The sequence below is a fragment of the Butyricimonas faecihominis genome, from assembly GCF_033096445.1.
Classification (GTDB): domain Bacteria; phylum Bacteroidota; class Bacteroidia; order Bacteroidales; family Marinifilaceae; genus Butyricimonas; species Butyricimonas faecihominis.
Genome location: NZ_AP028155.1, coordinates 930,183 through 953,517, shown reverse-complemented (window position 1 = coordinate 953,517; position 23,335 = coordinate 930,183). Strand labels below are relative to the sequence as shown.

The 23,335-nt window shown below is 38.9% G+C and carries 22 protein-coding genes; 5 read left to right on the top strand and 17 right to left on the bottom strand.

The annotated features are described in order from the left end of the window. Nucleotides 1–23 precede the first annotated feature (23 nt). Nucleotides 24–779 carry a hypothetical protein gene (locus R8806_RS03925; RefSeq protein ID WP_124318262.1) on the top strand — a complete coding sequence of 252 codons (756 nt, stop codon included), beginning with the start codon at nucleotides 24–26 and terminating at the stop codon, nucleotides 777–779. Between the two features lie 229 nt (nucleotides 780–1,008). On the opposite strand, the gene R8806_RS03920 is transcribed toward R8806_RS03925, so the two are convergent. Next, on the bottom strand, nucleotides 1,009–2,787 hold the full coding sequence (locus R8806_RS03920; RefSeq protein WP_124318263.1) for an aminopeptidase P family protein: 1,779 nt from the start codon (nucleotides 2,785–2,787) through the stop codon (nucleotides 1,009–1,011). Between the two features lie 652 nt (nucleotides 2,788–3,439). Here R8806_RS03920 and R8806_RS03915 point away from each other — a divergent pair. Beyond that, on the top strand, nucleotides 3,440–3,874 hold the full coding sequence (locus R8806_RS03915; protein ID WP_124317063.1) for a helix-turn-helix domain-containing protein: 435 nt from the start codon (nucleotides 3,440–3,442) through the stop codon (nucleotides 3,872–3,874). A gap of 68 nt (nucleotides 3,875–3,942) precedes the next feature. Here R8806_RS03915 and R8806_RS03910 read toward each other — a convergent pair whose 3' ends face one another. The 13 genes from R8806_RS03910 to R8806_RS03850 form a co-directional block, all read right to left on the bottom strand. Beyond that, nucleotides 3,943–4,848, bottom strand: a complete 906-nt coding sequence (locus tag R8806_RS03910; RefSeq protein ID WP_124317064.1) for a dihydroorotate dehydrogenase — start codon at nucleotides 4,846–4,848, stop codon at nucleotides 3,943–3,945. Next, nucleotides 4,836–5,597 carry a dihydroorotate dehydrogenase electron transfer subunit gene (locus R8806_RS03905; protein ID WP_087420233.1) on the bottom strand — a complete coding sequence of 254 codons (762 nt, stop codon included), beginning with the start codon at nucleotides 5,595–5,597 and terminating at the stop codon, nucleotides 4,836–4,838. Before R8806_RS03905 ends, R8806_RS03910 begins: the two co-directional genes overlap by 13 nt. 28 nt (nucleotides 5,598–5,625) lie before the next feature. Beyond that, on the bottom strand, nucleotides 5,626–8,388 hold the full coding sequence (gene uvrA / locus R8806_RS03900) for an excinuclease ABC subunit UvrA (RefSeq protein ID WP_124317065.1): 2,763 nt from the start codon (nucleotides 8,386–8,388) through the stop codon (nucleotides 5,626–5,628). Between the two features lie 124 nt (nucleotides 8,389–8,512). Then, nucleotides 8,513–8,953, bottom strand: coding sequence for a 50S ribosomal protein L9 (gene rplI / locus R8806_RS03895; protein WP_087420231.1), 441 nt, complete (start codon nucleotides 8,951–8,953; stop codon nucleotides 8,513–8,515). A gap of 21 nt (nucleotides 8,954–8,974) precedes the next feature. Next, nucleotides 8,975–9,244 (bottom strand): 30S ribosomal protein S18, encoded by a 270-nt coding sequence (rpsR, locus tag R8806_RS03890; RefSeq protein ID WP_018336357.1) that lies wholly within the window; start codon nucleotides 9,242–9,244, stop codon nucleotides 8,975–8,977. 3 nt (nucleotides 9,245–9,247) lie between these two features. Continuing rightward, on the bottom strand, nucleotides 9,248–9,595 hold the full coding sequence (gene rpsF / locus R8806_RS03885; RefSeq protein ID WP_027202443.1) for a 30S ribosomal protein S6: 348 nt from the start codon (nucleotides 9,593–9,595) through the stop codon (nucleotides 9,248–9,250). Between the two features lie 221 nt (nucleotides 9,596–9,816). Continuing rightward, complete coding sequence (mltG, locus tag R8806_RS03880; protein WP_124317066.1) at nucleotides 9,817–10,851, bottom strand: endolytic transglycosylase MltG; 1,035 nt, start codon at nucleotides 10,849–10,851, stop codon at nucleotides 9,817–9,819. Between the two features lie 12 nt (nucleotides 10,852–10,863). Further along, complete coding sequence (locus tag R8806_RS03875) at nucleotides 10,864–11,910, bottom strand: nucleoid-associated protein (RefSeq protein WP_087420228.1); 1,047 nt, start codon at nucleotides 11,908–11,910, stop codon at nucleotides 10,864–10,866. A 5-nt stretch (nucleotides 11,911–11,915) separates the two neighbouring features. Further along, on the bottom strand, nucleotides 11,916–13,517 hold the full coding sequence (locus tag R8806_RS03870) for a DUF3078 domain-containing protein (RefSeq protein WP_124317067.1): 1,602 nt from the start codon (nucleotides 13,515–13,517) through the stop codon (nucleotides 11,916–11,918). 13 nt (nucleotides 13,518–13,530) lie between these two features. Then, nucleotides 13,531–14,340, bottom strand: a complete 810-nt coding sequence (locus R8806_RS03865; protein WP_124317068.1) for an SDR family oxidoreductase — start codon at nucleotides 14,338–14,340, stop codon at nucleotides 13,531–13,533. A gap of 188 nt (nucleotides 14,341–14,528) precedes the next feature. Continuing rightward, the gene (locus R8806_RS03860; RefSeq protein WP_124317382.1) at nucleotides 14,529–15,752 is read right to left on the bottom strand and encodes a tetratricopeptide repeat protein; all 1,224 of its coding nucleotides are present in this window, start codon (nucleotides 15,750–15,752) and stop codon (nucleotides 14,529–14,531) included. 43 nt (nucleotides 15,753–15,795) lie between these two features. Further along, nucleotides 15,796–18,306 (bottom strand): DNA gyrase subunit A, encoded by a 2,511-nt coding sequence (gyrA, locus tag R8806_RS03855; RefSeq protein WP_151411549.1) that lies wholly within the window; start codon nucleotides 18,304–18,306, stop codon nucleotides 15,796–15,798. A 196-nt stretch (nucleotides 18,307–18,502) separates the two neighbouring features. Then, nucleotides 18,503–19,264 carry an MBL fold metallo-hydrolase gene (locus R8806_RS03850; RefSeq protein WP_124317380.1) on the bottom strand — a complete coding sequence of 254 codons (762 nt, stop codon included), beginning with the start codon at nucleotides 19,262–19,264 and terminating at the stop codon, nucleotides 18,503–18,505. 123 nt (nucleotides 19,265–19,387) lie between these two features. Here R8806_RS03850 and R8806_RS03845 point away from each other — a divergent pair, with 123 nt between their 5' ends. Together R8806_RS03845 and thiD are read left to right on the top strand one after the other, a co-directional pair. Continuing rightward, complete coding sequence (locus tag R8806_RS03845) at nucleotides 19,388–20,095, top strand: SAM-dependent methyltransferase (RefSeq protein ID WP_221230286.1); 708 nt, start codon at nucleotides 19,388–19,390, stop codon at nucleotides 20,093–20,095. Between the two features lie 14 nt (nucleotides 20,096–20,109). Next, complete coding sequence (thiD, locus tag R8806_RS03840) at nucleotides 20,110–20,916, top strand: bifunctional hydroxymethylpyrimidine kinase/phosphomethylpyrimidine kinase (RefSeq protein WP_124317379.1); 807 nt, start codon at nucleotides 20,110–20,112, stop codon at nucleotides 20,914–20,916. Between the two features lie 132 nt (nucleotides 20,917–21,048). On the opposite strand, the gene R8806_RS03835 is transcribed toward thiD, so the two are convergent. From R8806_RS03835 to R8806_RS03825, 3 genes are all read right to left on the bottom strand, one after another. Next, the gene (locus R8806_RS03835; protein WP_124317378.1) at nucleotides 21,049–21,633 is read right to left on the bottom strand and encodes an alpha/beta hydrolase; all 585 of its coding nucleotides are present in this window, start codon (nucleotides 21,631–21,633) and stop codon (nucleotides 21,049–21,051) included. Between the two features lie 159 nt (nucleotides 21,634–21,792). Then, nucleotides 21,793–22,341 carry an NADH peroxidase gene (locus R8806_RS03830; protein ID WP_124318500.1) on the bottom strand — a complete coding sequence of 183 codons (549 nt, stop codon included), beginning with the start codon at nucleotides 22,339–22,341 and terminating at the stop codon, nucleotides 21,793–21,795. Nucleotides 22,342–22,358: 17 nt separating this feature from the next. Further along, nucleotides 22,359–22,796: a Fur family transcriptional regulator gene (locus R8806_RS03825; RefSeq protein ID WP_124318502.1), complete on the bottom strand. Its 438-nt coding sequence runs from the start codon at nucleotides 22,794–22,796 to the stop codon at nucleotides 22,359–22,361. Between the two features lie 167 nt (nucleotides 22,797–22,963). Here R8806_RS03825 and R8806_RS03820 point away from each other — a divergent pair, with 167 nt between their 5' ends. Beyond that, on the top strand, nucleotides 22,964–23,293 hold the full coding sequence (locus R8806_RS03820) for a hypothetical protein (protein ID WP_124318510.1): 330 nt from the start codon (nucleotides 22,964–22,966) through the stop codon (nucleotides 23,291–23,293). Nucleotides 23,294–23,335 lie beyond the last annotated feature (42 nt).

The following is a 23,335-nucleotide window of genomic DNA, read 5'->3' as shown; positions in this document are numbered from 1 at the left end:
TTAAAACTATAAAACAACTAAAAATGAAGACAATCTTAAATTTAAAACAGTACGTAATTTTATTGGTTGCGGCTTTCGCAATGACATCTTGTTTGGATAGTGACGATCCAGATTTTCAAGTTGTAGGAGGAGGATATATTATTCAAGTTAACAACACTTCAACTCCAAGTTTTTTTCCAATGGTAACAATCTCTGCAAACGAACCCATGAGTGGAGGATGTCAAGTTTCTAATGGGAAAACAAATGTTTCTTTGAAAGATATTGAAGGGTATGCGAAACAAGCTGTTCAAACCGATGCGAGTACTCAAATATTGCTTGCAAAAGAATTAACAGAGGTAACTGGGCAGTATACGATTAAAGCAGTAAATGGCGCAGGGGAAGCTGCTGAAAGTTGGTTTAGTCTTTCTGCTTCCAAAGGGATGGGGGCATTAGAATCAAAAATTGAATGTGGTGATGATGGAAAAATTACCGCTTATTTTAAGTTAGCAGAAGAAGCTGATTATTATTACATTTTCTTGCAAAAAGATAGTTATGATCTTTCTAAATATGGATCAAAATACTGGAGTGAAACTGACTTAAAGAAAGTAGAACCTGAAATGAATGGACAGTACGAGGGGTACTACAAACTTGTTCTTAACGTGAGCGATTTGTTATCTAGTTCATCAACAGAACTTGCTTCTGGAAGATATAAAGTTATTGCAGCTGCTGCGATTACAGGTACGAACTACACTAATTTTCTTGTATTACAAGAAGGAGATTACGATACTTATACAAAGTAGTAAGAATTCTTAAAATATAAAGCCGGAAGTTTTTTCTTCCGGCTTTATATTTTAAAGGATTTGTATGAATTAATTGGGTTTAAACAAAAACATAAGTTACGACTAAAAGTTTGCACACATTAACCCTACAATTTATAGCCGTTTCATCACACGTGTTTCAAACGTAGGGGAAACGGCTATAATTCGTTTATGGTGACTTATCTCGAAACAAACTCCTGCTTAATTCTTATCAAATTGCTTTTGTCTTATTTCGCAACCAAATCCTTTCCCGTTCTTCAAGATAAGGAGATACTTCTTGATAAACCCGTTCATTATAAGCATTTAACCAATCGATTTCCTTTTGATTTAAAAGTTGAATTAATAGAGCAGAAGTATCGAAATAACAAAGAGTTATTGTTTCAAATTGATAGAATTCTCCAAATTCATTCACCGCTTTGGGCTGGCACACGATCAAGTTCTCGTGACGGATTCCATGTAAACCTTCCCGGTACAATCCCGGTTCGTTAGAGGTTACCATACCCGGCAACATTTCTTGATTCTTTAAATCCGGGCGAATGGATTGCGGTCCCTCGTGTACATTGAGAAAATATCCTACACCATGTCCGGTTCCATGTCCAAAATTTCGAAGATTCATGTATAATGGCAATCTAGCAACTATATCAATATTACATCCTTTCGATCCTTTCGGGAAATATAGCATACTAAGATCAATCATACCCTTTAAAACAAGCGTGTAATCCTCTTTTTCCAATTCTGTCAATTCTCCCAACGGCATCGTACGAGTTATATCCGTCGTACCGTGCATATATTGAGCGCCGGAATCCACAAGATATAATCCTTTGGGATGTATTTCCGATTGTTGTTCCGGGGTTGCGGAATAGTGTGGCAGGGCTGCATTAGGACCATAGGCCGAAATACACCCAAAACTATCCGACACGTATTCCTTATCTTGAGAGCGGAACCAAGTTAATTGTTCTGCTGCCTCCAGTTCTGTTACAGGTTGTTGTGATAATCTATTTTCCAGCCAATAATAGAATTTAGACAACGCAACTCCATCTTTCCGGCAAGCTAATCTAAATCCTTCCAACTCAGTTGTATTTTTTACAGCCTTCAGTAAGGGAATAGGTGATTCGATTTCATGTACCTCGAATTTTTTCGCCAGATGATTAAAAACAGCATAGTTGCAAGTATTAGTGTCCACGAAATACGTGTTTTCTTTATTCTGTGCATCCAGAAATAGGAACAAATGATGGTAATCATGTAACTCGATCCCATCTTCTGCCAATTGTTGTTCTATTTCTTGAGAAATCTTGTCTAATTTGATGAATAAATGAGCTTTATCCTTTTCTACAATGGCGTAAGAAATGGCTACCGGGTTATAGGCAATATCGTTACAACGGATATTATATAACCAAGCAATTTCATCCAAACAACTGAATAACATGGCATCACCATGATTATCGCATATAAACTCACGAATTTTACCTATTCGTTCTCCGGCAGATTCCCCGACATATTTTGTATCCAAACGAATTATTTTCTCCACGGGAAGAGCCGGACGATCAAACCACATTTCTCCCAGCAAATCTATTTGCTCCTGGATAGTTATATTTTTAGGGCTTAATGCGTTTTTCAGGTTACGTACATCACTAACAGACATACAAAAGCCATCAATTCCTACTTTAGTTCCAGATTCAAGCACTTCAGCCAACCATTGAGGATAATCTACAGCACCGGGAATACGCAATTTATGGAGTTTTATGCCGGAACCGACCAATTCTTTCTCTGCTTGGATAAAATAGCGGGTGTCAGTCCACAATCCAGCCTCGTTTTTCGTGACCACGACAGTACCATATGACCCGGTAAAACCGGAAATCCATTTTCTCTGTTGCCATGGAGCGGGAAGATATTCGCTATTGTGAGGATCTGTTCCGGATATGATATAAGCCGCAATATTTTCTCGATCCATAATGCGTCTTAATTCGATTAATTTCTCTGGTATATTCATGACTATATTTTTTTATTTTCCAAATGTAGAGTTTTTGTTGAATATAACAAAACAGAAGGAAATTACATCTGTAACATCGAAATGGCATAGATTTGAATTTACATTTGTAATATATAAAATAATGAAGAAAGGAAAGGGGAGATCGCAAATATAATCATTACAAGAGTCAGTGAATCTAAGGCTTTTTACAGGTTAACACTTGTAAACAACTGTAGTTGTTGTGCTGAATACCAATAAATAAATACATTGTACATCATGTTTATATTTAATGATAATTTAACCGTAATAAGAAGATTAGAACATATTCAGTGTTAATTAAATTTAAATGTAATAATTAATACATTGATATTCAATGCATATTATCTTTCAATATAAAGTTTAGCTACAAGCTAAGTTTCTCCTTTTTCCAGCACTTAAATCACTGATTATTAAAGATTAAAACATACATTAGTACATATCATACAACAAACAGGTACAAATGAGATCAATTGTATTGATAACAAGAATCTTACACTAATAAAACATAGCTTGACAAATATCACGATGATTTACTGATTACATCTGTAATTTTCGTGCATTACAAATGTAATTTTGATTTCTCAACTCGAATGATTACATTTGTAAATCTTGATTTTACAAAAATAAAAGGTTTATGCAAGAACGTTTGAATCAAATTATCGAGAAAAAAGGATTGACCGCAACAAAGTTTGCGGCCATGATTGGAGTAAACGCTTCTACAATTTCCCATATTCTTGCAGGCAGGAATAAACCCGGTTTTGATATTATCAATAATATTGCTAAAACATTTCCGGACCTCAATCTGACTTGGTTAATCACAGGAAACGGATCAATGGATAATTCTCCTATACAAGAAGAAAAAAATCCGGTGATAACCGAGCCTACATTATTTGATATGGAACCGACAGAAAAACAAAATACACCTGTTATGTCCGATAAAAATGTAAAATTGGAAGAAACTAGAGATCCAATAACATCCGTCAGGTCTTTAACGAAACAAACAAAAAAAATAAAACGGATTATATTGTTTTTTGAAGATGGTAGTTTTGAAGACTACGAAAAAGAGTAAAAAAAATGAGTCAAAAGTCCATTCGATTTTATCGACTTTTGACTTCATCCTTTTTTGTTTCCTATTTCTTATATCAAGCCGATAATTTCTTTTACAGACTTGAAACCGTTTCGATCCAAGTAATCGTTAATTCCGTCAATCACTTTTATCGTTACTGTCGGATCGATAAAGTTTGCTGTACCGATCTGTATGGCCGAGGCTCCGGCCAATAAAAATTCTATCGCATCATTGGCACAACTTATTCCCCCCAAACCAACTACAGGAATTTTCACGACTTTGGCAACTTGCCAAACCATACGAAGTGCGACAGGTTTCACGCAGGGGCCGCTCAATCCTCCTGTAACTGTACTCAATACAGGTTTTCGAGTTTTTACATTGACCGCCATCCCCATCAACGTGTTGATAAGTGATACAGAATCTGCACCGGCACCTTCCACGGCCAAAGCAATTTCCTGTATACTCGTGACATTAGGAGATAATTTGACCATTAAGTGTTTTTTATAGACTTTCCGAACTTCCTTGACTACTTCAGCCGCCGAAACACAACTTGTTCCGAAAGCCATACCACCTTCTTTCACGTTAGGACAAGAAATATTCAGTTCGATTGCCGGAATATGATCCAAAGCGTTGATTTTTTCTGCCGTGGCAACATAATCAGAAATAGTTGAACCGGATACATTCACCAGTATATTACTGTTTATGTCTTTTATCGTCGGGTAAATATGCTCGATGAAATAGTCTACACCTTTATTCTGTAATCCCACGGCATTCAACATTCCGGAAGGAGTTTCGGCCATCCGGGGATAAGGGTTTCCTTCACGATGTTTTAACGTTGTTCCTTTCACGATGAACCCGCCTAGACGTTCTAAATCAATAAAATCTTGAAATTCAGTTCCATACCCGAAGGTTCCGGATGCTGTCAACACGGGATTTTTCAGGGGTAAGCCGTTGATATTTATATTTAAATCTGCCATTTTAAATCTTTTATATTGAAAATAGGACCTTCCGTACACACGCATTTGTGACCTTCTTTCGTGTCGGTTACACAACAGAGGCATGCTCCGATACCGCAAGCCATTGTGTTTTCCAAGGATACTTCACAATTGATATTATTTTGGTTCGCATACCCCGCAACTGCTTTCATCATCACTTCCGGACCACAACAAAAGATATGATCGAATTTTTCTTTCAAAACGGAATGTTGCGTGACATATCCTTTTTCCCCGAAGGAACCATCTTCAGTTGTATAGTATACCGTAGCATATTTTTCGTACTCTTCTTTCCGAAGAATATCTTTATCTGTTCGGGTGCCGATCAGCACGACAGGCGATAAACCCTGTGCTTTCATGATCCGGGACAAATGTAACATGGGAGCCACCCCACAACCACCACCGATAAGCAAAGGTCTACCGGAAGTCGGGATAGAAAAATGATTACCAAGAGGTAGCATCACGTTCACTTTATCACCAATTTGTAATTCGCCCAAGGTTGACGTTCCACATCCCACGATTTTGATAAAAAGGTAAAGTAACCCGCGTGATTCATCCACGTCATGCACGGAGATCGGTCTTCTTAAAAAAGTCGAGGGAGAATGATCCACCCGCACGTTCACGAATTGTCCCGGCTGAATTTCTGGTAATTCATCCGAATGTAACACCAGTAAAATGGTGTCGTGATTTAATCTTTTGTTCTCAGTAACAGTGAAATCTATTAACTTCTTCATATTTAAATATTCCAAATGAGCATATCTGTTATTTATTTTCTTGCAATTTTTCTGCAAGATATTTTCCGGTATAAGAGGTTTCACACGTTATCAATTCCTCCGGTGTCCCTTCGAAAACGAGATACCCGCCTTCATTTCCTCCTTCCGGTCCCAAGTCTATAATATTATCGGCACATTTGATCACGTCCATGTTGTGTTCTATGATCAACACCGTATGTCCTCGTTCTATCAAGGCATTTAGAGAATCCATCAATTTATGAATATCATGAAAATGCAATCCCGTGGTCGGTTCATCAAACACGAAAAGGGTAGGTTCCGCATTTTCCTGACTAAGATGGTAAGCCAGTTTTACTCGCTGGCTTTCTCCACCACTCAACGTGCTGGATGCCTGACCTAATTTTATATATCCCAAACCGACATCGATTAATTTTTGCAGTTTGCTAACGATACTTCGCTCACTATGACTTGTCCCGGAAGAGAAAAATTCAACTGCTTGGTTCACGGTCATCTCTAAAATATCGTATATATTCAATCCCTTGTATTTTACTTCCAGCACTTCATCCTTGAAACGTTTTCCTTTACAATGTTCACATTCCAAGTAGACATCTGCCATAAATTGCATCTCGACCTTGATGATTCCTTCTCCCTGACACTCTTCACAGCGACCTCCCGGTACGTTGAAAGAAAAATGAGCTGGTTTGAACCCGTTCAATTTCGATAATTTTTCGTCAGCAAATATTTTACGTATATCATCCCACGCTTTCAGGTAAGTAACCGGGTTAGAACGAGAAGATTTACCAATCGGATTCTGGTCAATAAATTCCACTCCATGAATAGAATCCACGTCCCCGCTCAAGCGGTTGAAACTTCCTGTACAGTCGGAGTAATCCCCATAATATTTTTTCAAGGCGGGAACCAGTATCGTTTTGATCAATGTACTCTTACCCGACCCACTGACCCCGGTCACGGCTGTCATTATCCCCAAAGGAATTTTGACATCAATATTCTTAAGGTTATTTTCTGTGGCACCGGAAAGGAGTATGTAACGATTTGATTTTCTTCTTTTTGCCGGAACAGGAATACTCTTTTTTCCATATATATAATCCGCCGTAAGAGTGTCCGCTTTCTTCAAGTTTTTCAGTGTTCCTTGGTACACGATTTCTCCACCCAATCTCCCGGCCAAGGGACCAACATCAATAATTTCATCCGCGGCTTTAATAATATCCTCGTCATGTTCGACTACCACCACGGTGTTACCGATATCACGAAGACGATGAAGAACCTGTATCAAGCGATCCGTGTCCCGGGAATGTAACCCGATACTCGGCTCATCCAAGATATACAAGGAACCGACAAGAGCTGAACCCAACGAGGTCGCCAGATTGATACGTTGCGACTCTCCACCGGATAATGAAGAGGATAAACGATTCAGTGTCAAGTAGCCAAGACCAACATCCAACAGGAAATCAATCCGGTTATGAATATCCGGAAGTACTCGTGCGGCAATCGTCTTATCGTGTTCGGATAACTGAAGATTGTCAAAATAGACTTTCAGTTCCGAGATGGGCATATCCACGAGTTCCGTGATAGAATGATTGTTTATTTTCACGTACGTGGCTTCTTTTTTCAAACGAGTTCCCTGACACACCGGACATTTGGTCTTTCCCGTGTATCGGGCAATCATTACACGGTTCTGTATTTTAAACTTTTTGGACTCTAGGTATTCAAAAAACGCGTATATCCCGTTTTCACTATTCCAAAGAAGATCTTTTTCCTTGGCCGTCAGCTCAAAATAAGGGGTATGTACCGGAAAATTTATCTTGTGAGCGTGTTGTACGAAAAAATGTTTCCATTCGCTCATTTTTTCTCCCCGCCAACACATAACCGCATCATCGTAAACACTTAATGATTTGTTGGGGACCACGAGATCCTCGTCGATCCCGAGTATCTTCCCGTATCCCTCACATTTCGGACAAGCTCCGATGGGGGAGTTAAAGCTGAACGTGTTAATGGTCGGTATTTGGAATTCGATACCATCGGCCTCGAATTTATTTGAGAACGAACGTGTTACTCCATCAATATCAATGTAGCAAGTACCGTTTCCCTCGTAAAGGGCTGTCTCAACGGAATCCTTGATCCGGGATACCGTGTCTTTCTCGTCATTTATCCGGGTCCGGTCTATCACGAGAAACATCTCTTTCGAAGAGTCTACCGGAATATTTTTCTCGATCAAGTCGGAAATTCGTATAAACTCATCCCCGTATTTTATTCGCGAAAATCCTTGACTAATCAAAAGAGGAAGATTTTCATTTGTCGTCTCGGCTAATTTTGCCATGATAACAACCGTCTGATCGGTATGCCCTTCCAGAATATACGAGTAAATGTCATCCACGCTATGGCGCTTAACTTCTTCACCCGAAATAGGGGAGTAGGTTTTACCGATTCTGGCATACAACAGTTTGATATAATCGTAAAGTTCCGTGGATGTTCCCACGGTTGAACGTGGATTCGAGGTATTCACTTTTTGCTCGATTGCCACGGCTGGCGGAATTCCTTTAATGTAGTCACATTCCGGTTTGTTCAATCTTCCCAAAAACTGACGCGCATAAGAAGACAAGCTTTCCACGTAACGTCTTTGTCCTTCTGCATATAACGTGTCAAAAGCCAGTGAAGATTTACCGCTTCCGGAAACTCCGGTAATCACGACAAACTGGTTTAACTTGATATTCAGATTTATATTTTTCAGGTTGTGAACCCGTATTCCTTTCAACTCAATGCTCTGCTTACTCATATATGTCCTTCCAAAATATATACAAAGATAAGACTTTTCGCAAAAAAAGCACCCTTTGGGGGTGCTTTTAGCGTTTGGAATATGTTTGGAAATACGTTTAAGTCTTGTTAATGACTCGTTTTAATTATTCGGAAACTACTTCGAACTCAACATCAACTTTCACTTCTCTGTGAAGTTTGATAAGAGCGGTGTAAGTTCCAATTTCTTTTACATCTTTCAGCACGATCTTCTTCCGGTCGATGTCGAAACCTTTCTCCTTCAAACTTTCAGAAATCATGATGCTGTTAACAGAACCGAAGATCTTACCGGTAGAGCTGGTTTTAGCTCCGATCGTAAGTTTAACCTCAGCCAATTGTGCTGCAATTTCTTCTGCCTCTGCTTTCAGTTTAGCTTCTTTGTGAGCTCTTTGTCTTAAATTTTCTGCAACAACTTTTCTTGCAGAAGGTGTTGCTAAAATAGCGTAACCTTGAGGGATAAGGTAGTTACGTCCGTAACCTTGTTTTACATCAACGATGTCATCCTTATGTCCTAAGTTTGCTATATCTGTCAATAATATTATCTCCATTTGTGTCCTCCTTCCTTAAAATTATTTCATCAAGTCGGTTAAGTAGGGCAACAAAGCAAGATGTCTTGCTCTCTTCACAGCGGTTGCTACTTTCTTTTGGTACTTTACAGAAGTTCCGGTAATTCTTCTAGGAAGAATCTTTCCTTGTTCATTCAAGAATTTCTTTAAAAATTCCGGATCCTTGTAGTCGATGAATTTGATTTTTGCTTTTTTGAATCGACAGTACTTTTTCTTTTTGATTTCAACCGTTGGGGGGGTTAAATATCTAATTTCGCTTTCGTTCTGTGCCATGGCTTATTTCTCCTCTTGTTTTACTTGATTTTTAGCTCTTCTTTTCAATGCATACTCGTAAGCATACTTGTCTAATCTGAACGTCAAGAAACGAATCACTTTTTCGTCACGTCTGTAAGAAGTTTCCAGTTTGTCAACTAGAGTACCTTCTCCTTCGAATTGGATTAAGTGATAAAAACCTGTCGTTTTCTTTTGGATTGGATAAGCCAGCTTGCGTAGACCCCAAGCCTCCTCGTGCTCGATATTACCGCCATTTTCGGTAATAACAGCCTTGAATTTTTCTACCGCTTCCTTTACCTGTATTTCAGATAAAACGGGAGTTGTGATGAAAACGGTTTCGTAATGATTCAACATAACTGATTGTTTATTAATACATTAATGTAATAAAAATTTATTTATCGCCCGCAAAGTTACTACTTTCCTTCGGATTTACAAAGAAATATTCAATTTTAGATTTTAGATCCTATTAATTTCGTGATTTAGCGATTATAGATTAAGTGATTCACACCCATGATCTAATGCTTGTTTTCAATCACTTAGTCTCAAGTATCAGCAATCTCAGAATCTTTCATTTACCTCCAGATTTTCCGTTTATTCAATTCTTGATGGTACTCCCGGGCATAAATATTATGCTGTCGAAGTGTTTTCGAGAAATTATGATACCCGGAAAAGTCACTTTTAGCGCAGAAATACAGATAATCATGTTTTTGATAATTCAACACACTATCAATGACCTTGATGGAAGCCATCCGGATCGGTCCCGGGGGAAGTCCGGCATACATATATGTATTATAAGGAGAATCAATCTTTAAATAACGATCCAGAATACGACTTATCGTGAAATCTCCCAACACGAATTTCAGTGTCGGACAAGCATCCAATTTAATTCCCCGGTTCAACCGATTGATGTAAACACCGGCGATGACAGGGTATTCTTCCGGTTTCACGGTCTCTTCTTCGATGATAGAGGCTAACGTGATCACTTCTTCCGGAGAAAGCCCAATTGCAGATGCTTTTGCCATCCGGTTTTCATTCCAGAAACGATGATATTCTTTTTTCATTCGTTTCAACAAATCAAGAGCCGGGGTATTCCAATAGATCTGATAGGTATTCGGGATAAACATGGCCATGATCGTGGTAGAATCAAATCCTAAATCGGCAAGCACATCAGAATCTTTCAGCAACGTTAGCAATTCTTCTTTGGAAGTACCTAATTCTTCATGAGCTTCCTCGGCAAATTCAGCCAGCGTTCGCATATTATTAAACGTGAAGTAAACCGGGTATTGGTTACCAGAACGGAACATGTTGATCAACTCGTTATTATTCATCCCATCCTGAATTTTATACCTTCCGGGTTTCACGGGTGAAAAAAAACGTTTGAGTCTCGCAACCACGCTGGGGGTGTGTGCATTTTCGATGTACCCGTGTCGTCGCAAGGTATCAATCACTTGTGATATAGTGCTACTATCGCGCAAGTAAACAATACCGTCATCTTTGACACTCGTGTTTGGAGCCAGAATATAATAATATCCCAATCCCACACAAGCGAGAAAGATTATTGCCAGTACTCCTAATATGATAACAAATCTCCTGATTTTTTTATTCATAGGCAGGAAGTGTTAGTTTTCTTCTCTAAAATACAGCTTGTAATAATTCATATCCCGGTCCGAGTCATACCCTTTCTCGATGTATTTTTTTTGTCCGTGAATATAAACGTGAAAGTTCTTGTCCAATTTCAACACGTGTTTAAAGTATCTTTTTTCGTCTTTTACCGCACTATTTGATACATCAAACTGGTCTTTTAACGCAAGTTCGTTCTTTTCTTCATAATAGTTTTTGAAATTCTCAAAAGCATCGATAATCTGCGGATCGGAAACAACTTCTTCTTTGAACAAGTTTTCATTGAAAGTATCCGCTTTTTTGAAGTAATCAATCGAACGGTTGAGCATATCGATTTGGTCTGCTTTGGGAATATCATTTTCCTGATTATAAACCTCTTGAACAAAATCTTTGCAGAGTTTCAAGTAATTGGATGTCTGGAAATAGTTATCTTCGCATTGTTCCAATCCCAAGAAATCGGTCGTCCAGTAGACAGCCTCCGTGGAGTTTGTCTTATCCAAAATACTTACCCGGTAACCGTTTTCACTCTCGACATTGAAGACCAAACAAGCTTTATCCAGTTTTTTGATATTAATACCCGATTCACTTTCCAGTTGATAGCTATTATCATTCATGATAATTTTCAAGAAAGTATCTTTCGTTTCTGATTTAAAAATACCGATAGCATCACAAGGGCCTTCTTCCAGCACGCAATTCTTGAAATGGACCATGTATAACTCTCCGGCTTTTATGTTTGGATGGTTTGACTGGTCGAATAAATGTTGAGCGATATTCAACGAAGCCTCGTAAAAATTCGTGTTATCCTCGAAAATAGAATTAACTGCATTGTACACCAGATTGTGATATAAATTATCTTCAATAGGTGCAAACCGGTAATAGGCGTCCTTCTTAAAAGGTGCAAGAAAATAGCTTTTAAGTAGGTTGTGAACATCCATATCATCCGGTAAAAAGCAAGATTCGGAGAGACGTAATTTTCCATCCTCGTATTTATTGCCGATGTCATGGATCACGATATTATTGATCTCACAGGATTCAAAATTCATCATATGCTTTAAAATCTAAAATATACTCCTAAGTTTAATGTTTGTTTCAATTGTATTTTTTTCGAATCATTCTGGTTATAAACAGCATTAGCATAGACGGAAGTCTGCATGAAGTAATTGATTTTAAAGTTCAGCGTTAACCGCCAGTCTAATGTCAATTTTTCCGGTTGTTCATAGTAACTGGAAAATATAATCAGATGATTGTCTATTTTCAAGAACTTGAAAAGTTCATGCTGGTTTTTCAATTCAATTTTAGCACCCGCATCACTTTTAAATTTTTTCCCTATTTCCAAACCGTAACGGCTGGGAGCAACGAGGTTTGTATCACGCATATATACCCATTGTCCGGCGATAGGGGACAGGTATAAAGAAATGTTATTTTTGGGTTTATAGTCCAAACCTAGAGATAAGGTAAAATTTCCCGGAGTCAAGAAGGCTGCAATAACCTCTTTGTCCGGATTATTCTTTGTCTTGAACAACACGGTGTTCATATCAAACTGCGTGGCGTAGTTCCAATGTTTAAAAGCTTTTATTCCCAATTTTGATTGGAGTTCCAGCTTATCTTCATTTTTACTCAAATCTTCACTACCGCTTTTTAAGGCTCCCAAGCGATAACGGATCGAGTTTTCCCACGTTGTGTTATTCTTTTTATATGTTGCAAAATACTTTATATCGGAGAGAATAGACAGAGAATTTTCACCGCCACTGGCCCAGTTACTACTGATAAAACCCTGCCCGAAAGAGAAGGTTACGTCAGAATAGTACATCCAGCGCCTTTTGGTTATTTTTCCAATTTTCATTTCCGATAGTACAAAATACATTGAGTCAGGGGCTTCCAGAAAACATTCCTCAACAATTTCTTTAGGCTCTGAATATTTCTGATATTGATAAACATTTTCATCCAAGAAGAATTTCAGTTGATTCCCTCGCGGCATAACCTTTACCCAAGTACCTATGGTGTCACCAATAAAATTCTCTGCCATAAAACGATAATATTGTGTTTTTCCGGTATTAAGCCACAGGTTTCTAGGACGGTTAGAGGCTGACAGCAAGGTGATTTGTACGGAATCACGACTTTTTTCCTTCAACCATTGGTAATTCACGTCCTGATCCATAAAGGAGAGTAAGGCCTTCAAGTTTTGGTTCAACAGTTTATCGTATTGTACGGAATCTTCCGGGTGTTCTTTATAAAAATCAACACTGTCTTTTTTAATACGATCTTCAATTTGACGAATTGCCTCTTCTTTTGCCTGTACCGTTTCAAAGTAGTTTCTCACGTAATTGAGCATATATTTAATATGTTCGTTTTCAGCATAATCACTTAACGTGTTGATGGCCTTGTATAACTCATAATATTTCATTCTTTCTTTTTTCAAGTTATCCAATGCATAACGCACAAGCGGATCATCGATATGTTGATTTTTATAGCGTAAATAAATATATTTGAGCTGAGGGCGTGTATGATAAAGAGAATCTGTCTTGTTATGTTTCAATGGTAACACGTAAGAATGAGACAATTTAGGCACAACACGTATATGTTCTCTTTTCTGGGCAAAAAGGGAATTTATAGATAATAGAAATATAAAAGTAACAAGTACAAGATTCCTCATGTGCTTTTTTTCGTTATTTAAACGGTGAATCGGGTTCTTTAGCCATGTGGCTGTAAGCAAGTTTATCCAACAAGCTAGGGAACCACTTGCTTAAAAACACGGATATTTTTCCTTCAACCAGTGTCATCACGATTTCCCGTTTACGTTTCACTACACCATTTACAATTATTTGAGCGCATCTTTCTGCACTCATCATTTTATTTTCTGCCCGCGGGCTATCGCCTTGTTGATGTCCGTCAGCTACTAAAGCCGTTTTTCGTATGTTGGATGCCGTGAATCCCGGAGCCGCAACAAGAACATGCAATCCTTTCTTTAGATTCTCAACTCGCAATGTATTCAAGAATCCGCGCACGGCAAATTTACTGGCAGAATATCCGGTTCTTCCGGGTAGTCCAAGGAAGCCAGCAACTGAAATAATTCCGACTAAACTACCTTTTGTTTTTAATATATAAGGTAATGCGAATTTGGTACAATAAACCGTTCCCCAAAAATTCACATCCATTAAACGCCGGATGACATCCAGTTCCAAATCTTCAAATAGCGCACGCATGGATATTCCGGCATTGTTTACAAGAACATCAATTTTACCAAATCGTTCAACTGTTTTCTCAACCAGATTTTTACAATCCAACTCCCGAGTAACATCCGTTTGAACGGAAAGCGCATCAACACCCCGAGATTTTAAATCTGTCTCGATTTTCTGTAATTCATCCAAATTCCGAGCTCCCATGGCAATTTTTGCTCCACGTTTTGCAAATTCATAAACAAGCGCTTTACCTATGCCAGAAGAAGCTCCTGTAATAATTACAACTTTATTTTGCATGAATAATTTTCTTTGGTGAATGAAATATTTATTTTGTAACTTACAAATATAGTAACTTTTAGAGGATCATGAAAAGAAAAAGTACTCTTTTCTTCTATTATAATATTTGTATTATAATTGATATTATGATAATAAATAAGCACAAAAAAGAAGAAGGAAAAATGTATATCTCCTTCTTCTTGTGATATTTACAAGCTATTCAAAGCCTCCATTGTCTTGTCATACTTCTCTTGATAAACTTTATTTTTTGTTCTCAAGCGGAAATATAATTCTTTCAACGTAGTCAACGTATTCTTGTCATTAGGATTTAATTCCAATGCTTTTTCGAAATAAGGAATTACAGCTTCGTATTTCTCCATAACCTTATCCAAGGCAGCGTTATATTCCTTTGCATCAACGATATCCTGTACAACTTTATGATCTTCAATAACCCGGTTCAAATGAATGTTACCCAAATTATATTGTGCGAAGAAATCACTCGGATTCAGTTCCAAAGTCTTGATATACATTGCCTCAGCCTTTTCCGGTTGATTTAATTTTTCGTATAAAGATCCTTTCGCTCTGTAATATTCAGCTTTATTCGGCTCTTGTTTAATGGCAGCATCCAGGAATTCTTCAGCTTTAGCTGGAGTATCACCCATCAAGTAATAGTTGATCAACTCAACCAGCATATAGTTATCATCCGGATACAATTTGTGTCCTTCATGTAAGAAATTAACAGCTTCTTCCTGCTTTGCTTTTCCTGTAACAGAATCTCCGGCCTCATTAGCGGCACGGCTTTGTCCTAAAAGGATATTTGCCACCATCGCGTAAATCTTTCCAGCTTCATAATTCAATTCCAAAGATTTTTTGTAGAACTTAATTGCTTCATCCAGATCTCCGGCTTTGTGTGCAGCTACTCCGGCGTTATAGATAACGGTCGTGTCTACTTTTTGTGTTCCTAGCGGGGATTCGTTGATTTCCAATACTCGTTTAAAATTGTTTACAGCATCTTTAAAATCTTTGGTATCATCTGTTTTCATTCCTTGATTGTAACAAACAACACCTTGGTTAGTAAAGTCTATAACCAAATTAGCATACTGGGTCTTTAAATCTTTCTCAAATTTATTCTTATCGTCCAGTTGGATAACTTTTTGATAAGAGTCCCAAGCTACACTTAACGGATCTTTGGAGAGTTTTTTGTAATTCTCATCCTGAGTTTCGAAGATGGCTTGATAGATTTGTCCTCTAACCATATAAGCTTTCGCCCAGTTCACGCAATTCTCATGGCCAATAGCTTCATCTATCAGTTCTTTCGCTTTATCCAGCTTTCCCTGCGTGAAAAAGCTAACAGCCGATGTTACTTTCCCCTTTTGCGCGAAAGATATATTCACGCAAAGCAGAAGGGCAATGATAAAAGATAGTTTTTTCATACGTTAAAAATTTGTGTTCCAATTAGATATCATGTGTAAATAATTATTCTTCATCATTCGACTCTGCTACTTCTGTTCCCTCCTGCCCTTCTTCCGGAAGATTCTCTTCTTTCGAAGCGGATACTTTCGCTACTGCTGCAATAGCATCATCATTTCGCAAATTAATTAATCTCACACCCTGTGTGTTACGTCCCATAACTCTCAAGGTACTAACATCCAGTCTTATCGTCAATCCTGACTTGTTAATAATCATCAAGTTATCTTCATCCGTAACGTCAAGCAAGGCGATCAGGTTACCTGTTTTTTCCGTCATGTTGATGGTCTTAACACCCTTACCACCTCTATTAGTGATACGATAATCCTCGATACTGGAACGTTTTCCATATCCATTTTCAGACACAACCAACACGTCGGATTTACCGGATTCAATGCAAATCATACCGATTACCTCGTCTCCTTCGTTATCCAGCGAGATACCCTTTACCCCGGATGCAGTTCTACCCATCGGACGAACTTTTTCTTCCGGGAAACGGATGGCTTTACCGGATTTGACCGCTATCATGATGTCACATTTACCATTGGTCATTTTTGCATCCAGCAATTGATCCCCGTCTTTAATTGTAATTGCATTCACTCCATTCGCTCTCGGACGAGAGTAGGCCTCCAAGGTTGTTTTTTTCACAATACCTTGTTTCGAGCATAATACAATATAGTTATTATTGATATACTCTTCATCTTTCAAATTGAGGATGTTGATATAAGCCTTCACCTTATCATCCGGCTCGATATTCAATAAATTCTGGATAGCTCTACCCTTAGATTGTTTAGTTCCTTCCGGGATTTCCCATACTTTCAGCCAGAAACATTTTCCTTTTTCAGTGAAGAACAACATGGTGTTATGCATCGTGGCCATAATCATATGTTCAAGAAAATCTTCATCTCTCGTGGCAGATCCTTTCGAACCTACTCCCCCGCGATTTTGAACCTTGTATTCGGATAGCGGAGTCCGTTTGATATATCCCATGTGAGAAATAGTGATTACCATTTCTTCATCGGCATAAAAATCTTCCGGGTTGAATTCTTCAGAGGCATAAACGATGTCTGTTTTACGCTCATCGTTATATTGAGCTTTCACTTGAAGCAGTTCATCTTTAATAATTTGCATTCTCAATTTTAAACTAGCTAGAATTTCTTTCAAATGCTCGATCAATTTCATGATGTCGTCATACTCGGCTCTTAGCTTATCTTGCTCCAGACCTGTTAGTTGACGCAATCTCATTTCAACGATAGCACGAGCTTGTACCTCCGTCAAGGAGAAACGTTCAATCAAATTATTCTTTGCTTCCTCCGGAGTTTTAGATGCCCGGATAATCCGGATCACTTCGTCAATATGATCACTGGCAATGATCAAACCTTCCAGAATGTGAGCCCGATCTTCCGCTTGCTTTAATTCAAATTGAGTACGCCGTGTAATGACATCATGACGATGTTCCACGAATAACCGGATCAAGTCCTTCAAATTCAACAAACGGGGTCTACCTCCCACGAGTGCGATGTTGTTCACCCCAAAAGAAGTTTGAAGAGCCGTATGTTTTAATAATGTATTCAGAACGACATTGGCAATGGCATCTTTTTTCAAATCAATAACGATACGCATACCGCTACGGTCGGACTCGTCATTAATATTAGAGATTCCATCTATTTTTTTCTCGTTCACCAGATCAGCAATGCGAGAAATCAATTCTGCTTTGTTGACCATATAAGGAATTTCGTGGACGATCAGTTTTTCCCGGCCATGAGGAGTTGTCTCCACGGATGTTTTCGAACGAACAACCACACGGCCTCTTCCCGTGTGATATGCCTCTTTCACCCCGGCATACCCGTAAATTGTTCCTCCCGTGGGGAAATCCGGTGCTTTTATGATCCGGATCAAGTCATCTATTTCAATATCCCGGTCATCAATATAAGCACAAATAGCATCGATCGTGTCACGCAGATTGTGAGGAGGCATATTAGTAGCCATACCAACCGCGATACCAGACGCACCATTCACGAGTAACAAAGGAATTCTGGTGGGTAGAACGCTGGGTTCTTTTAATGATTCGTCGAAGTTCGGAATCATGTCCACGGTATCCTTATCCAAATCCACCAATGTGTCCTCGGTTACCTTCATCAAACGAGCCTCTGTATAACGCATTGCTGCGGGGCTATCTCCATCCACGGAACCGAAGTTTCCTTGTCCGTCAACCAACGGATAACGCAAAGACCAACTTTGGGCCATACGTACCATCGCCATGTAAACCGAGCTATCACCATGAGGGTGGTACTTTCCGAGTACCTCTCCGACAATTCTCGCTGACTTTTTGAATGGTTTACCAGACGTAACACCCAATTCGCTCATTCCATATAATACCCTTCTCTGTACCGGTTTCAAACCGTCCCTAACATCAGGTAATGCACGCGACACAATCACCGACATTGAATAGTCAATGTACGAAGATTTCATCTCCTCCTCGATGTTGATCTTGATAATTTTTTCTCCGACGTTTTCCATTTATAATATTAAATTACACTATTAACGCATTGTTTTATAGGGTATTATTCTAAATTTCACCCCTATATTACTAAAATCCCACAAATGTAATAAAAACAGTGGATTAACGGAAATTTTAAGTCCTTTTTTATTCACATTCACTCTTGCCTTTCAGCAAGCATTTAACAAAAAGGAAAACGGAGCGGGCAATAAGATTTTAGAACTCAAATGATAACATATCATGAGCCAGTTGTATATTTTCAGGTAATTCCCGCGAGACCTCTTCGTGCAATCCCATCTGATGACCGATATGCGTGATGTAGGCCTGTTTCACGTGTAAGGTTTTCACCACATCAATAGCCTGATCCAGTGTAAAATGAGAAAGGTGAACTTCTTTACGCAAAGCATTAATCACCATATATTCGACGCCTTCCAGTTTTTTCATACTTGCCTCCGATATGAAATTCGCATCTGTGATATAAGCGAAGTTATCAATACGAAATGCCGTCACGGGGAGCTTGTAGTGCATCACCGTAATAGGTTCTATTTTAATCTCCCCAATCCAGAATGGTTCTTCATCTATCACGTGAATATTCATCTCAGGTACACCGGGATAACGGAATGCTGCGAAAGCGTAGTCATAATCCTTACTGATAACGTCTTTCGTTCTCTGGTTACAGTAGATGTCGACCTCGCCATTTTTGACCCAGTTAAAAGCCCGAATATCGTCCAGTCCCCCGATATGGTCTTTGTGTTCATGTGTCAGCAGCAAAGCGGTCACGTCCTTTACACCCGCCCGTAGCATCTGTGTCCGGAAATCAGGTCCCGCGTCTATAATTAGTTTTTTATCCCCAATATCAATCATGGCAGAACTCCTTAAACGCTTGTCATTCTCATCCGTAGATTGACAAACAGGACATTCGCAAGCAATAACGGGAACCCCTTGTGAAGTTCCACTTCCTAAAATTGTTACTCTCATCTGTTGAAGACTGAAAAATAATTATATTCTGACATCGAAAATTCCATACAGAACGTTTTATTGTGTCATGCAAAAATAATAAGATTCGGAATAATCCTGTATATTTGCCCCAAACATTTTATTATGGGAAAATTATATTTGATCCCCAATTTACTTGGGGAGACACCGATAGAGCGGGTTATTCCTGATGATGTAATTCATATCATTAAGAATATCAAAGTTTTTGCAACTGAAAACGTGAAAAATACCCGTCGTTATTTAAAGAAAATAGATAAAGCGATAAATATTGATGAACTCGTTTTTTTAGACCTCAATGAACATTCGGATATAAAAGATATTGAAACCTATCTCCCCTATCTGGCCAATCAAGATATGGGGATTATCTCCGAGGCCGGATGCCCCGGTATTGCAGATCCGGGAGCTGAATTGGTGGCATTAGCCCATAAACACGATTATCAGGTAATTCCTTTAGTGGGCCCCTCTTCTATTTTATTGGCTCTAATAGCCTCCGGGGCTAACGGGCAAAACTTCTCGTTTAATGGTTATTTACCCATTGCTAAGCCGGAACGCATTAAAACATTGAAAGCTTACGAGAAACAATCTGCCGCAGAGAACCGGACACAATTGTTTATAGAGACCCCCTATCGGAACGTGCAATTATTCGAGGATATGATAGCCACCTTGTCCCCCACGACACGCCTCACGATAGCCTGTGATATTACGACAGAAAATGAATACATAAAAACCATGTTAATAAAGGATTGGAAACACGTGAAACCGGATATAAATAAACGTCCGACGATTTTCGTGTTATATGCCCGATCATTCTAAACCTTTTATTTGTCATGAAAACCTACAAGAGAGTATTATCTATAGCCGGTTCCGATAGCGGTGGTGGAGCCGGAGTTCAAGCAGACTTAAAAGCGATCTCCGCCTGCGGGTGTTTCGCCATGACTGCCATTACAGCCGTGACAGCTCAAAATACATTAGGTGTAAGAGCCATTGAATCTCTTCCTGTGAATGTCATAGAGGCCCAGATTAGGGCTTGTTTAGACGATATTGGCGTGGATGCGGTAAAAATTGGTATGTTACATTCCGTGGAAGTGATTCAAGCCGTCACGAGAGTATTAGCCGATTACCCGATCAAGCACATTGTCGTGGACCCGGTAATGGTGGCAACCTCTGGCGATCTGCTTGTGCAGCAAGAGGCCATTGCCGTGATGCAAAAGGAATTATTCCCGTTGGCTACCGTGATCACTCCCAATCTTTACGAGATAGAGATTCTCTCCGGAAAGAAAATACGCTCTCAGGAAGATTTATATCTTTCCATTCCTGCATTGAAAAATATCGGCGCTCGCAATGTCTTATTAAAAGCCGGACACTTGGAATGTGAAGAGATAACAGATGTTTTAATTGATTGTGAGAATGATTTGGAATATCGTTATCCAGCGAAGAAAATAATCACCCCGAACACGCACGGTACCGGATGCTCTTTATCATCCTCCGTGGCCTCCTATTTAGCCCATGATTTTCCCTTGAACATCGCCGTGGAAAAAGCCTTGAATTATCTGCATGGGGCCATTGAAACGGCAGCCGGGTACCAAATAGGGCATGGACATGGAGCCATTCATCATTTTTACAAGTGGTGGTGAGCCGTTCAAGTATGCTCGTTTATAGGTAAAACCCTAGTATAACTTTGTTATAACCCATAGATAAGGGTAAATCTAACAATAAAGCCGCCTCTATCAGTTAGAGACGGCTTTTTTCCTAATATAGTGTGATTGTCAATGTGTTTTAAACCAACGGAAGACATTCCGTACCGTTTTATCCAGAACAAGAGGATCTTCAAAATATTGTGCATGAGTAACGGAACCTTCCCATATAGCTAATTTTTCCTCCGCGCAGATCGTGTCGTACACGCGTTGAGCAGATTGATACTCCTTTTCGTTTTCTCTTCCGTGAATAACGATTGTCGGGATTTTTACCCGGGATGCCTCTTTGCGTTTGTAGCATCCTGCCACTAAAGCGATCGCTTTCAGTCGTTTTTCCACTTCTGTACTGGCCAGAACTTCATTCGTTCCGTTACATATTCCCATGGCGTACATTTTATTCGGGTCAACTTCATCTTTCAAGCTCAAATAATCAATGGCTGCTTTCACATTCTGAGTTTCCTCCATTCCTAAAACAACAAAACCATAGTTTGCCAATTGCGTGGCATATTGTAATAATACCGTGTTATTCGAGGCATCTTTGGGGCCTAAAACAAGTATTGCCGGTTTTTTACCTTTTTCTTGCGGATTACACAACCAGCCTTTACTATCAATTCCTCTATCTGATAAAGTGACGTCTTCGCATCTATAAGTTCTCATACAATTCTCCGTGTTAAATTCAATTTCGAGTGTTGTTACGGGAACTTACAAGGTAAAGTTACATGAAATACATATAAAAAATGTATTATTTTACTAACAAAAAGAGATCGTCTAAGTCTTGACGATCTCTTTAATATTATAAAAGCAATCTATGATAGATTACTTGAAATAACGATTGTATAATCCCTCGAAACCTTTACCGTGACGAGCTTCATCCTTACACATTTCATGAACAGTATCGTGGATAGCATCCAAATCCAATTTTTTAGCCAAGGTTGCAATACGTTTTTTATCCTCGCAAGCACCAGCCTCTGCTTCCATACGCTTTTTCAAGTTCGTTTTGGTATCCCAAACACATTCTCCTAATAATTCTGCAAATTTAGCCGCATGTTCTGCCTCTTCCCAAGCGTAACGTTTGAAAGCCTCTGCAATCTCCGGATAGCCTTCACGATCTGCCTGACGACTCATAGCCAAATACATCCCGACTTCTGAACATTCCCCGTTGAAATGCGCTCTCAATCCTTCAAGAACTTCAGGATCAACCCCTTTTGCTACACCAAGACGATGTTCGTCTACGAACGTCAAAGCACCTTCGGTTTCAACTAATTCTTTGAACTTGCTTTTCGGTTGTTTACATTGCGGACAAATTTCCGGAGCTTCATCTCCTTCATGAACGTAACCACATACAGTACAGATAAATTTTTTCATAACGCACTTTTTAAATGTTATAATAATATGTTTTTTCTTTTCTCTTCGGTGCATTTTTTACAATACCCCTTGTAATAAAGATGAATTTCTGTGATGATTAATTCCCCTACTCCTTCTAATTGTATCGCTTCTTGATTCTCAATCGGAAGATCATACACGCAACCGCACCCCAAACACATGAAATGAGCATGACTTGACGTGTCAATGTCAAAACGCACGTTTTTTTCATCAATCACGAGAGCTTTCACCGCACCCTGTTCCGTGAACAATTTCATCGTGTTATATATTGTCGTTTTAGACAACGTGGGCATGGTCGGATATAAAGCATTGTAAATTTCGTCAGCTGTCGGATGTACCCGGTGTACCATCAAATAATCCATAATTGCTATCCTTTGCATAGATGGTTTGATGTTATACTTAAGTAAATATTCCCGTGTTCCTTGAACTGTATTCATTATTTATTTGTAATTGTTACAATTTTATATCGAGTGCAAATATCGTCATCTTTTTTATAAATGCAACATTCCGGATTGTATTTTGTAAAAATTTAGAATAATTCTAATTAGTAATGTTCCCAATGAATTTTGGTTATCTCTATTCAATTATTTTATAGATTTGCACCATGTTTTTCATCGGACCATCGGTAAACATATTCGTCTATTTGCTTGTTTCAGCGTTCTTTGTGATATGTTTCTATTCACAAACTGAAATAAGACCCCCGGAAGCTATTCCGGGACAGGAAAGAATTATAGAATACCGGATCGGGAAAAACGAGACATACTATTGCCAGACGATGGAAGACGAGGAGATTATTTCCTCTCCAAACACTCCTTATTCAAAAATAACAGACGATCGATCGAGAACCAAGCAAGCTACCTATCTTGCTGCCTATGACGATCCTAACCTTGTTTCATTAGCACTAAGGGCCCCGCCTGTTAGCCTCTTGTTGTAATCCTTTAGAGGAAAGAGTGAAATATTTTACGGGATATATTAA